This window comes from Massilia sp. CCM 8734 (genome assembly GCF_011682155.1).
GTDB classification, from domain to species: Bacteria; Pseudomonadota; Gammaproteobacteria; order Burkholderiales; family Burkholderiaceae_D; genus Telluria_A; species Telluria_A rubra.
The window spans coordinates 1-320 of sequence record NZ_WHJI01000252.1; the positions used below are offsets into that span (position 1 = coordinate 1).

Sequence of the window (320 nt, forward strand, 5' to 3'; positions counted from 1 at the left end):
TCTGATGATGCCCTTTGCTCGACTCGCGCCTGGGTCAGCACCCTTCCTCACTGCGCTCTTCACTTCAGTTTCAGCGGTATGTGTTACCGGACTTGCCGTCGTTGACACCGGTACATATTGGTCTTCTTCTGGTCAGGGCATCATTATGCTGCTCTTTCAAGTGGGCGGCTTTGGCATGATGACCGGCGCGACTCTGCTAGCCTGAATTTTGCATAAAAAAGGGCAAGAATGCCGTAAGTGATTGATAAAATGTGAGTTATCCATAAAACACAATTTCAACACGAACGCACCTTGCCCGGCATGAATTCTACCTCAGAGCA

The 320-nt window shown here is 49.4% G+C and carries 1 pseudogene; it reads left to right on the forward strand.

The features are described 5' to 3' along the window. A pseudogene (locus tag F2P46_RS36465) lies at positions 1–205 on the forward strand (TrkH family potassium uptake protein); the annotation flags it as partial. Between the last annotated feature and the right edge of the window lie 115 nt (positions 206–320).